Raw genomic sequence first — 12060 nt, forward strand, 5'->3', positions numbered from 1 at the left:
CACCTGCTCCGTCGCCATTTACGCACTTCGGTTGTAGATTCGCCGGATGCCCGCTGCCCCGTACGCCGTCGATCCTCGGCTTCTCCGCGGATTCCTCGCCGTCGCCGAGGAACTGCACTTCACCCGGGCCGCCGCTCGGCTCTACGTCGCCCAGCAGGCCCTCAGCCGGGACGTCCGGCGGCTGGAACGGGAGTTGGGGGTGGAGTTGTTCGTGCGCAGCACCCGGCAGGTGGCGCTGACCGAGGACGGGGAGCGGCTGGTGCCCCACGCGCGGCGGGTGCTGGACGCGCACGAGGAGCTGGTGGTCGCGTTCCGGCAGGTGCGGCCCCTGCTGGTGGACCTCAACTCGCCGGGGCTGGCCACCGGGGCACGGGTGCTGCGGCGGTCCCGGGAACTCGCCCCGGAGCTGGAGCTGATGGCCCGTTACGAGAGCGGGCTGACGTACGCGGCGGCCGAGATCCTCGCGGGGCGGCTGGACGTGTCGTTCGGGAGGTTCGCCGGGCTCGAACCGGCGGTGCGGGCGCGGCTCGCACAGCAGCCGGTGCGGTACGAGCCGATGACGGTGATCCTGCCCGAGGACCACCGGCTGGCCGCGCTGGACGCCGTACCGCTCACGGAACTCGCAGGTGAGCGGGTGTACGCGGGGGCCGGGAACCCTCGTACGCCGGAGTGGACGGACCTGGCGGCGCGGCTCTTCGCGGGGCGGGGGATCGAGGTCGCGGCGCCCGCCCCGCTGGCCGTGGGGGAGGAGGAGTTCCAGCGGATCATGGCCAAGACGAGGTCCCCGGTGCTGGCGGTGGTGGACTTCCCGCCCATGCCGGGCACGGTGGCGCGGCCGCTCGTCGACCCCGTGCCGCTGTCCCCGGTCTCGCTGGTGTGGCGCAAGGGGTTCAGCCATCCCGGGCTCGACGCGTTGCGGCGGGCCGCCGCCGAGCTGGCGGCGGCGGAAGTATGGCTGGCACATCCGGAGGACGGGTGGATTCCGCCCACAGATGCACTCATCATGATGACCTTCACCTGACGTCACACACATACACATCTTTCCCGCCCATACATTCGTTGGCCCGGGTGCGTGTGATGGGTGGGGCGCCCCGGATCGGGTGGGGGCCCGGTCCGGTACAGGAAAGTGCGACAGTCCGGCATCGACCACGCGCTCGGAACGATCCCGTGGGGGGAAGTGCGTGCACGTCGACAACTGGCCCAAGGGCATTCAGCCGAAGCGGACCGAGGGCGAGGGCCCGGGTCCGGGCCGTGATGGTAGTGGCAGCGGTGGTAGTGGCAGTGGTACGGCGGACCAGGTGGTCTGGCCCGACGCCGCCGGTAGAACGGGAGCCGTCTCCCAGGTGGAGGCGAGGCCCTGGGAGCAGCCCGACCAGCCCGGGCGCAACCACGACCCGCACGAGGTGACCGTCCAACTCGACGGTGTGGGGCGTGAGGTGGAGGAGGGAACCGGCAAGCACGCCGGCAAGAACGGGGACGCGGCGGGTGCCGGCCAGGACTCCGACGGGCCGGTCTTCGTCGACGAGTCGGGGCGGCGCCGCAACCTCTACCGGCGACTCGGCATCGCCGTCGGCACCGCCTGCGCGGCGTACGCCGTGGTCATCGTCGGCACCCTGGTGTCGGGCAACTCCGACGCGCCCTGGCTGCCGGTGCCGATGCAGAAGGACGACAAGCCGGCGGGCAAGGTGGACACCCCTCCGCTGCCGGCCGAGTCGGACGACCTGGCCGACACGGCCGACGGGTTCGTGCCGGACGCCGGTCCGGGCGGCGGCCGCGCGGGAGCGACGGTCTCGCCCGGCGGCAAGTCGCCGACCGGCGCGGCGGGCCGGGACCGGCGGCCGGAGTCGCCCGCCGGCGTCCAGCCCTCCGTCGAGCCCAGCGCCGGAGTGGTGCCGCGGCCGAAGCCGAGCACCAGCGCCAAGGACCCCGAGCCGTCCGCCTCCGCGTCCGAGCCGCCGAAGGTCGACCCCAGCCCCTCGGGCTCGCCCTCGCCCACTCCCTCGGACACCACCGACCCCGGCCCCGCTCCGGGCGGCGGCGACACGGACACCGTCGCCGGCGGTCCGGCCTCCCCGGCGCCCGTCGAGCCGGCCCCGGCGACCTCGGACAGCTCACAGAGCCCGCAGGAGCCGGCGGGCCCGCAGGACCCGCAGGGTCCGCAGAACCCGGAGACACCCGCCTGATGACCCGCTCCCAGCGCGGCGGCACGCCCTCGCGTGCCGCCAGGCGCCCCACCCGCTCATCGCCCTCCTCGAACACAGGTGCGGGCGACACCGTCGACCCCACGGGGAAGGGCTCCGCCAAGCGTGCGCGCAAGAGCCCGAAGAAGCGTTCCGGGCGGCGGGTGCCACTGCGCTACCTGCTGCCCTGTGTGCTGCTCCTCGCCCTGATGGCCATGCTCATGCTGCGCGGATACGTGCACAGCGAGATCCTCGCGGACCACCGGGTCCGGCCGCCCGTCTCCAACGACCGGGTGCCGAAGGACATACTGAAGGGCGGGCCCGTCATCGACACCCGCTCGGAACGCCGACGCAGCCTGGACGTCCCCGACTACGAGCTGGTCCTGACGTTCGACGACGGGCCGGACCCCCGGTGGACCCCCAAGGTCCTCGACATGCTGAAGAAGCACGACGCCAAGGCCGTCTTCTTCATCACCGGCACCATGGCCTCCCGCTACCCGGACCTGGTCCAACGCATGGTCGACGAGGGCCACGAGATCGGTCTGCACACCTTCAACCACCCGGACCTCTCGCTCCAGAGCAAGGACCGCATCGACTGGGAGCTCTCCCAGAACCAGCTGGCGCTCGCGGGCGCCGCCGGCATCCGCACCTCGCTGTTCCGGCCGCCGTACTCGTCGTTCTCGGAGCGCATGGACAACCGGACGTGGCCGGTGACCCAGTACATCGGCAGCCGCGGTTACATCACCGTCGTCAGCGACACCGACAGCCAGGACTGGCAGCGGCCGGGCGCCGCCGAGATCATCCGCCGGTCCACGCCCGAGCGCGGCGAGGGCGCGATCGTGCTGATGCACGACTCCGGCGGCGACCGCTCGCAGACCGTCGCCGCGCTTGACCGCTACATTCCCCAACTCCAGGTCAAGGGCTACAAGTTCGACACCCTGACCGGTGCCCTGAAGGCCCCCAGCGCGCACACCCCGGTCACCGGCCTCGGCCTGGTCAAGGGCAAGGTCTGGGTCACCCTGGTGCAGGTCTCGGAGAGGACGACGAGCGTCCTCGTCGTCGCCCTCGCGGTCGTCGGCGTCCTCGTCCTCGCCCGTTTCGGCCTGATGCTGGTCCTCTCCCTCGTGCACGCCCGCCGGGTCCGCCGCCGGAACTTCCGCTGGGGCCCGGACGGGCCGGTCACGGAACCCGTCTCGGTGCTCGTCCCCGCGTACAACGAGGCCAAGTGCATCGAGAAGACGGTCCGTTCCCTGGTGGCGAGCGACCACCCCATCGAGGTGCTGGTCATCGACGACGGCTCCAGCGACGGCACGGCCGGCATCGTCGAGGAACTGGGCAAGGACCTGCCGGGCGTCCGCGTCGTACGGCAGCTCAACGCGGGCAAGCCCGCCGCCCTGAACCGGGGCATCGCCAACGCCCGGCACGAGATCATCGTCATGATGGACGGCGACACGGTCTTCGAACCGTCCACCGTCCGCGAACTGGTCCAGCCCTTCGCCGACCCCCGCGTCGGCGCGGTCGCGGGCAACGCCAAGGTCGGCAACCGGGACACCCTCATCGGCGCCTGGCAGCACATCGAGTACGTGATGGGCTTCAACCTCGACCGCCGGATGTACGACATCCTGCGCTGCATGCCGACGATCCCCGGGGCGGTCGGGGCGTTCCGCCGCACGGCCCTCGAACGCGTCGGCGGGATGAGCGAGGACACCCTCGCCGAGGACACCGACATCACCATGGCCATGCACCGCGACGGCTGGCACGTCGTCTACGCCGAGAACGCGCGGGCCTGGACCGAGGCCCCGGAATCCGTCCAGCAGCTGTGGTCCCAGCGCTACCGCTGGTCGTACGGCACCATGCAGGCGATCTGGAAGCACCGCGGCTCCCTCTTCGACAGGGGCCCCTCCGGCCGCTTCGGGCGCGTGGGCCTGCCGTTGGTGTCCCTCTTCATGGTCGTCGCGCCCCTGCTGGCCCCGCTCATCGACGTCTTCCTGCTCTACGGGCTGATCTTCGGGCCCACGGAGAAGACCATCGGCGCCTGGCTGGGCGTCCTGGCCGTCCAGGTGGTCTGCGCGGCCCTCGCGTTCCACCTCGACAAGGAGCGCATGACCCATCTGATCTCCCTCCCGCTCCAGCAACTCCTCTACCGCCAGCTGATGTACGTCGTCCTGCTCCAGTCGTGGATCACGGCGCTGACCGGCGGCCGGCTGCGCTGGCAGAAGCTGCGGCGGACGGGGGCCGTCGGGTTGCCCGGCGCGCCCACGGAGGGCGCCGTGCCCCAGCAGCAGTCGGGCGAGCGGAGGCCGGTCGGATGAGCACGCTCGCGCACGGCTCCACGCCGCCCGACTCCTCGCCGTCCGGTTCCGCCGCGCCGGGCGTGCCGCCGCAGGCCGGGGGCGGGCCGCAGGAACCGCCCGCCAAGGCCACCGGCCGGGACCGCTACTTCGACCTCCTCCGGGCCCTCGCCCTCTTCCGGGTGGTGCTGTACCACCTCACCGGCTGGGCCTGGCTCCCGCTCCTCTTCCCCTCCATGGGCGTGATGTTCGCCCTCGCCGGCAACCTCATGGCGCGCTCGCTGAAGCGCCCGGCCCTGGGCGTGGTCCGGGGCCGTCTGCGCCGACTGCTGCCGCCGGTCTGGCTCCTGGGGGTCGTCGGCGTGACGGGGATGGTGGCCCAGGGCTGGGGACCGGACGCGGACGGGCACCCCGGCTGGTGGTGGTTCCACCTCACGTTCTGGATCCTCCCGATCAGCGACCCGCCGTACGCCGAGGGCCTGCCCGGGGTGCACGGCCTCATCGGCGCCGACTGGGCCGCGGAACTCGCCGGCCCGCTCTGGTACGTCCGCGCCTACCTCTGGTACGTCGTCCTCTCCCCGCTGTTGCTCCGCGCGCTGCGGGCCGTGCCGGCGGTGACGGTCCTCGCGCCGATCGCGCTGGCCGGGGTGTTCGAACTGGGCCTGCTCGAACTGCCGGGTGAGCGGTTCGCGTCGGGGCTGACGGACTTCAGCACCTTCGGCGCCTGCTGGATCCTCGGCATGGCCCACCAGGAGGGGATCCTCGCGCGCCTCCCGCGCTACCTCGTCCCCTCCGTGGCCCCGGTGGTCGCCCTGACCGGCCTCTGGTACGCCCTGAACCACGACTTCGGCACCGGCAACGACCTGGACAGCATGCCGTTCGCCCAGGCGCTCTGGTCCGTCGGCACGGTGGCGCTGCTGCTGCACATCAGCCCGTCGTGGCAGGAGTGGCCCGACCGGCTGCGCCGCTGGGACGGGCTGATCACCCTCCTCAACTCCCGCGCGGTGACGATCTATCTCTGGCACAACACCTGCATCCTGATCGCCGCGACCCAGTGGGACCGGCTGTGGAACGTGGTGTTCCTCGAACAGAACACCCCCTGGCTGCTGGAGAGCGTCTGGCCCGTGCTGGTCGTGACCTGGCTGCTGATCGCCGTCTGTGTGGTCGCCTTCGGCTGGGCCGAGGACCTGGCGGCCCGGCGCAGGCCGCGGTGGTGGCCGACGGGTCGTGTACTGACCCGGTAACCGACCGGGATACGCACTTGCGTACGACTGACCGGGTGTTGGATGTTGGGCACGCTTGAGGCAGGTGTTTCCTCGCACTGCTCGCCTCGCCGAAGCGACTCAAGGAGTGACACCCGCCGATGACCCAGCCTCCCGGCCAGCCGCCGTACGACGGTTACGGAGCCCAGCCGCCGCAGCAGCCGTACCCGGGCGCGTACCCGCCCCCTGGTCAGGTGCCCGGCCAGCCGCCGAACCCGTACACGACGGCTCCGCAACAGCCGTACGGGACGGGTGGGCAGCCGCCGTACGGCGCCGGCGGGCAGCCGCCGTACGGGGCTCCGGGTGCGCCTGGTGCGCCTGGTGCGCCGAACTACGGTCCCCAGTACGGGGGTTACCCGCCGCCGCCCCCGCCTTCCGGTGGTAGCGGTGGCAAAGTCGCGCTGATCATCGTGGCCGTCGTGGCGGCGCTCGCGGTGATCGGCGGGGGAGTCTTCCTCCTCACCGCCGACGGGGACGACGACACCACGGCCAAGCCCCAGCAGAGCGTCTCGGCCACGGAGACCGACTCCGCGAAGCCGACGGCGGAGGCCACCGACGACGCCGCCGACGAGGGCACCGGCACGCCCGACGGCGGTCTGGACGACGGCGGTTCGACCACCGCGCCCGCCACGGGCGTCGAGGGCCAGTGGCAGGACGACGAAATCCGGACCCTGACCATCGGTGCCGAGCAGACCAGCGGCGACGGCAAGGGCCAGCACCCGCTCTCCTACATAGACATGGTCGGCGGCAAGGGCATCATGACCGGCGTCGGCGCCTACCGCGACGAGAACAACTTCCGTATGGCCCTGACCCCCATGGCCTCGAAGGACGTCAGCGACGAGGACGTCACCTTCGCCACGGTCCGCCGCTCCGGCGACGACGTGATCATCACCTGGGAGAAGGGCGGCACGGACAGGCTCAGCTACGTGGGCGAGTCGAAGAGCTGACGCGCACCGGTACGTGGGTGGGGGTGGGCCGGAGTCGTGGCCCACCCCCACCGCTGTGTCCGGGGCAACCAGGTGGCGGGGCGGTGACGACTACATCGGCCAGAGGCCGGTTCGGGCCGGTTCCGGGTCGGAGGAGGAGCGTCCACCATGAAGAGCGATGCCGGACACATCGACGCGTTCGCGGCCTGGATGGAAGGCGTGATGCGGGCGCGCGGGTACGACATCGACAGCCCGCGCGGTGGTGGAAAGACCAGGCTCGCCGAGGACGCGGGGGTCCACCGGGCGGCCATCACCCGGCTGTTGCAGCGGCAGAGCATGCCCGATCTGGAGACGATGCGCGGTCTGTCCCGGGCCCTCGGCGTCCCGGTGCGCGACGTCCTGATCCGCTCGGGCAAGCTGACCGAGCAGGACCTGCCCCAGGCCCCGGCCCCGGCGCCCGGGACCGGCCCGCTCTCCCCCGAGCAGGCGGCGTCCGCCCTGGGCATCCCTGAACACCGCCGAACAGCCTTCATCCAGCTCACGGAACGACTCAGGCAGCCCCCTGCTTCCTGACCTCCTGCTTCCTGACCTCCCCGCTTCCTGAAGCCTCCCGCTCCGAAACTCTCCCGGCTTTCGTGCGTCCACGCTGGAACGGTGTTCCAGGGTTGCGCACGCTGTGCGCAATGCGTACGGTGTTCCACGTAGCCGCGCAGCACAGCGGCAGCCCCTCACCACGCTCCCGGAGGACACGCCATGTCCCAGCCCACCGCCACCGCCACCCTCTCCCTCGACCTCGCCCACTGGCAGCGTCGGCTCGACACCCTGCGCGCCACCCACGACGTGCCCGGCGCGAGCCTCGCCTTCGTCGTCGACGGGGAGGTCCACGAACTCGCGAGCGGGGTACTGAGCCGTGCGACCGGCGTCGAGACCACCACCGACTCCGTCTTCCAGCTCGGCTCGATCGCGAAGGTCTACACCGCCGCCCTCGTCATGCAGCTGGTGGAGTCCGGCGAACTCGACCTGGACGTCCCGGTGGCGAAGGTGCTGCCGGAGTTCGCGACCGTCGACCCGGCCGCCACCGAGGTCATCACGCCCCGCATGCTGCTCTCCCACACCAGCGGCCTGACCTGCGACTTCCACATCGACACCGGGCGCGGCGACGACGCGATCGCCCGGTACGTCGAGGCCGCGAAGGGCGTGGCGATGGACTGCCCGCCCGGTACGGCGGTGTCGTACAGCGGGATCGGATACGTCGTCCTCGGCCGGATCGTCGAGGTCCTGACCGGGCTGACCTGGGACCAGGCCCTCAAGGAGCGGGTGTTCGCGCCGCTCGGCCTGACGCACTCCATGACCCTGCCGGAGGAGGCGCTGCCGTTCCGCACGGCGATGGGCCACCTCGCGGGGGAGGACGGGACGCAGACCCCGGCCCCCGTCTGGGACCTGATGCCGCGCGCCGCCGGACCGGGCGCCCGGGTGCTCGCCACCGCCGGAGACGTCGTCCGGTACGCGAAGGCGCACCTCGACGGCGGCGCCGGCATCCTCCGCCCCGAGACGGTGACGGCCATGCGGGCCCGGGAGACCGACGTCCCCGACAAATGGACGGTCAGCGCCGACGGCTGGGGCCTCGGCTGGACGCTCTACGACTGGGACGGCGTCCCGGGCTACGGCCACGACGGCGCCGCGACCGGCCAGTACGCCTTCCTCCGCGTGGTGCCCACCCAGGGCGTCGCCGTCGCGCTGCTCACCAACGGCGGCTCCTCCCGCCTCCTCTACGCCGACCTGCTGCGCGAGCTTCTGGCGGAGCTGGCCGGAATCACGCTGCCCGCCCCGTTCGCCCCGCCCGCCGAGCCGCCCACCGTCGACATCACGCCCTGGACCGGTACGTACAAGAGGGAGGGAGTCGTCATCACGATCAGCGAGAGGAACGGCACACCGCACCTCACGTACGCCTTCGTGGACGGCATGGTCGGCTACTCGCCGGACCTGGAGATGGAACTCGTGCCCCTGTCGGAGACGGTGTTCGCCGGCGCGGGCGGCGGTGCCTCGTTCGCGGAGGACTGGATGCCTGTGGTCTTCGCCACGCTGAGCGACGGCACCCGGTGCGCCTACATTGGCATGAGGGCCGCGCCGAAGGTGGCGTGACCACGGGGTATCCACCCGGCATCGTCCGGTATGACGCCCTGCTCACCGATTCCTCACCGGCCGGGCCGCCCGCTCGTGAGAGCAAAGTTCCTTTCCGGTCACTCAGTGCCACAGCCAGGAAACGCGCCCTCCCTACCTTCGGGACTCATCACCCCTCATCACCGCATCGCGACACCGGAGCCCGGAGAACGTGGAGGCGTCATGACAGCCCCGAGCACTGCCCCCGCATCGAGCAGGGGAGGCCGCTGGATCGAACACTGGGACCCGGAGAACGAGGCCTTCTGGAACGAGACCGGCGAGAAGGTCGCCCGTCGCAACCTCCTCTTCTCGGTGCTCTCGGAGCACATCGGCTTCTCCATCTGGACCGTGTGGTCGGTGATGGTGCTGTTCATGGGCCCCGAGTACGGGCTCACCCCGGCCGACAAGTTCTTCATCGTCTCGATGGCCACGCTGGTCGGCGCGGTCGTCCGCATCCCCTACACCTTCGCGGTGGCGATCTTCGGCGGACGCAACTGGACGGTCGTCTCCGCCAGCCTGCTGCTCATCCCGACCGTCGCGGCCTTCCTGGTGATGGAGCCGGGCACCTCGTTCAACACGTTCCTGATCTGCGCGATGCTCGCCGGTATCGGTGGCGGCAACTTCGCCTCCTCCATGACCAACATCAACGCCTTCTTCCCGCTGCGGAAGAAGGGCTGGGCGCTCGGCCTCAACGCGGGCGGTGGCAACATCGGCGTCCCGGTCGTGCAGCTCATCGGTCTCGCCGTCATCGGGGCCGGCGGCGGTCCGCGCGCCCTGCTCGGGATCTACATCCCCTTCATCGTGATCGCCGCAGTGCTGGCCTGGCTGAAGATGGACAACATCGCGTCGCTGAAGAACGACACCGGTGCCGCCAAGGAAGCCGTCAAGGACGCTCACACCTGGATCATGTCCTTCCTCTACATCGGCACCTTCGGCTCGTTCATCGGCTACAGCTTCGCCTTCGGCCTCGTCCTGCAGACCCAGTTCGGCCGTACGCCGCTGCAGTCCGCGTACGTCACCTTCATCGGCCCGCTGCTCGGCTCGCTGATCCGCCCCGTCGGCGGCGCGCTCGCCGACAAGTACGGCGGCGCCAAGATCACCCTGTGGAACTACGTCGCCATGGCCGGCGCCACGGGCATCATCGTCATCGCCTCCATGCAGAAGTCGCTCCCGCTCTTCACCTGCGCCTTCATCGCGCTCTTCGTCCTCAGCGGCCTCGGCAACGGCTCCACCTTCAAGATGGTCCCGGGCATCTTCCACGCCAAGGCGCTGGCCAAGGGCCTGGAGGGTGAGGAGGCCGCCGCCTACGGACGCCGGCTCTCCGGCGCCACCATGGGCATCATCGGCGCGGTCGGCGCGCTCGGCGGCCTCGGCATCAACCTGGCCTTCCGCCAGTCCTTCCTCACGGTCGGCTCCGGCACCGGCGCCTTCGTCACCTTCCTCGCCTTCTACGGTGTCTGCTTCGCGGTGACCTGGGCCGTATACCTTCGTCGAACGGCCTCGAACACGGCCGCGGCGACGGCCACGACGGAGTCGAAGCCGCAGCTCAGCTACGCCGAGGTGTGACATCGCCCATGCCGTGACACGTGTGACGTAACACCAGCGACATCAAGCCGAACCGAGCCTGTCACGCGCCGTTGACAGGCTCGTTCGGCATGTGGGCGCACCAATCGGTGCACCCGCACGCACAGAGCTTCGACTGACTGCAACGACTCGACTGCGGGACGAGAGCCATGTACGACGAACAGCAGCGACCCGAGCGATCAGATCGAGCCGATCGACCAGACAGGACGGTTCTGATGGATCGGACGGACCGGACGGACCAGACGGACCGGACTGAAGGCACGGACCGGGCGGCGCGGACGGAACACGGGCCGCTCGCCGGGTTCACCGTGGGTGTGACCGCAGCCCGCCGGGCCGACGAGCTCGGGGCACTGCTCCAGCGCCGCGGGGCCGCGGTCCTGCACGCCCCCGCCCTGCGCATCGTGCCGCTCGCCGACGACAGCGAACTGCTCGCCGCGACCAAGGACCTGCTCGACCAGGCACCCGACATCGTGGTGGCGACGACGGCCATCGGCTTCCGCGGCTGGATCGAGGCGGCGGACGGCTGGGGCCTGGGCGAGGCCCTGCTCGACCGACTGCGGGGCGTCGAGGTGCTGGCACGCGGCCCGAAGGTGAAGGGCGCGATCCGCGCCGCCGGCCTCACGGAGGAGTGGTCCCCCTCCTCCGAGTCCATGGCCGAGGTGCTCGACCGACTGCTGGAGCACGGCGTCGAGGGCCGCCGGGTCGCCGTCCAGCTCCACGGCGAACCGCTCCCCGGTTTCGTGGAGTCCCTGCGCGCCGGGGGAGCGGAGGTGGTCGGCGTCCCCGTCTACCGCTGGATGCCCCCCGAGGACCTCGCCCCCATGGACCGCCTCCTCGACGTGACGCTCGCCCGCGGCGTCGACGCCCTCACCTTCACCAGCGCCCCCGCGGCGGCGTCCCTGCTCTCCCGCGCCGAAGACCGGGGCCTGCTCCCGGAGCTGCTCAACGCGCTGAACCACGACGTCCTCGCCGCCTGCGTGGGCCCGGTGACGGCGCTCCCCCTCCAGGCCCACGGCGTGGACACGGTCCAGCCCGAACGCTTCCGCCTCGGCCCCCTCGTCCAACTCCTCTGCCAGGAACTCCCCGGCCGCGCCCGCACGTTGCCCATCGCCGGGCACCACGTGGAGATCCGCGGCCACGCGGTCCTCGTCGACGGCGCCCTACGCCCCGTCCCCCCGGCCGGCATGTCCCTACTGCGCGCGCTCTGCCGCCGCCCCGGCTGGGTCGTCCCCCGCTCCGACCTCCTCCGCGCCCTCCCCGGCGCCGGCCGCGACGAACACGCCGTGGAAACGGCGATGGCCCGCCTCCGCACGGCCCTCGGCACCCCGAAACTGATCCAGACGGTGGTCAAGCGCGGCTACCGCCTGGCTCTGGACCCGGCGGCGGACGCGAAATATGACGCGTGAGGGGTGGGCCACGTTCTTCGGCCGGGCGGCTGAGTGGGGCGTCTCGCGCAGTTCCCCGCGCCCCTGAAAGGCCTACGGCCTTCCGGGCCGAAGAGCATGGGGCGCAGCCCCTGCTCTTCAGGGGCGCGGGGAACTGCGCGAGACGCCCCACCGGACGGACGCTTGGGGGTCAAAGGGGCGCAGCCCCTTGGTGGGGGCACCTCCCGCTCGAGCGAAGTCGAGAGTGGGGGAGGTGTGCCGAAAACCCACCT

9 protein-coding genes are annotated in these 12060 nt (G+C 71.5%); all 9 read left to right on the plus strand.

Translation table 11 applies throughout. The annotated features are described in order from the left end of the window. Positions 1-46 precede the first annotated feature (46 nt). The 9 genes from P1P70_RS14455 (at position 47) to P1P70_RS14495 (ending at position 11809) form a co-directional block, all read left to right on the plus strand. Positions 47-1021 (plus strand): LysR family transcriptional regulator, encoded by a 975-nt coding sequence (locus P1P70_RS14455; RefSeq protein WP_319237245.1) that lies wholly within the window; start codon positions 47-49, stop codon positions 1019-1021. Positions 1022-1181: 160 nt separating this feature from the next. Continuing rightward, the gene (locus P1P70_RS14460; protein ID WP_319237246.1) at positions 1182-2183 is read left to right on the plus strand and encodes a hypothetical protein; all 1002 of its coding nucleotides are present in this window, start codon (positions 1182-1184) and stop codon (positions 2181-2183) included. Continuing rightward, positions 2183-4492 (plus strand): glycosyltransferase, encoded by a 2310-nt coding sequence (locus tag P1P70_RS14465; RefSeq protein ID WP_319237247.1) that lies wholly within the window; start codon positions 2183-2185, stop codon positions 4490-4492. Before P1P70_RS14460 ends, P1P70_RS14465 begins: the two co-directional genes overlap by 1 nt. After that, positions 4489-5715, plus strand: a complete 1227-nt coding sequence (locus P1P70_RS14470) for an acyltransferase (RefSeq protein WP_319237248.1) — start codon at positions 4489-4491, stop codon at positions 5713-5715. Before P1P70_RS14465 ends, P1P70_RS14470 begins: the two co-directional genes overlap by 4 nt. 119 nt (positions 5716-5834) lie before the next feature. Further along, a complete protein-coding gene (locus tag P1P70_RS14475; RefSeq protein ID WP_319237249.1) occupies positions 5835-6680 on the plus strand; it encodes a hypothetical protein in 846 nt (281 codons plus the stop codon). Between the two features lie 147 nt (positions 6681-6827). Next, complete coding sequence (locus tag P1P70_RS14480) at positions 6828-7232, plus strand: helix-turn-helix domain-containing protein (protein WP_319237250.1); 405 nt, start codon at positions 6828-6830, stop codon at positions 7230-7232. Between the two features lie 180 nt (positions 7233-7412). After that, on the plus strand, positions 7413-8801 hold the full coding sequence (locus P1P70_RS14485) for a serine hydrolase domain-containing protein (RefSeq protein WP_319237251.1): 1389 nt from the start codon (positions 7413-7415) through the stop codon (positions 8799-8801). A 201-nt stretch (positions 8802-9002) separates the two neighbouring features. Beyond that, positions 9003-10385 (plus strand): nitrate/nitrite transporter, encoded by a 1383-nt coding sequence (locus tag P1P70_RS14490; protein ID WP_319237252.1) that lies wholly within the window; start codon positions 9003-9005, stop codon positions 10383-10385. 167 nt (positions 10386-10552) lie between these two features. Further along, on the plus strand, positions 10553-11809 hold the full coding sequence (locus tag P1P70_RS14495) for a uroporphyrinogen-III synthase (RefSeq protein ID WP_319237253.1): 1257 nt from the start codon (positions 10553-10555) through the stop codon (positions 11807-11809). Positions 11810-12060 lie beyond the last annotated feature (251 nt).

The sequence above is a fragment of the Streptomyces sp. MB09-02B genome, assembly GCF_033794485.1.
In the GTDB taxonomy this organism is placed as follows: Bacteria; Actinomycetota; Actinomycetes; order Streptomycetales; family Streptomycetaceae; genus Streptomyces.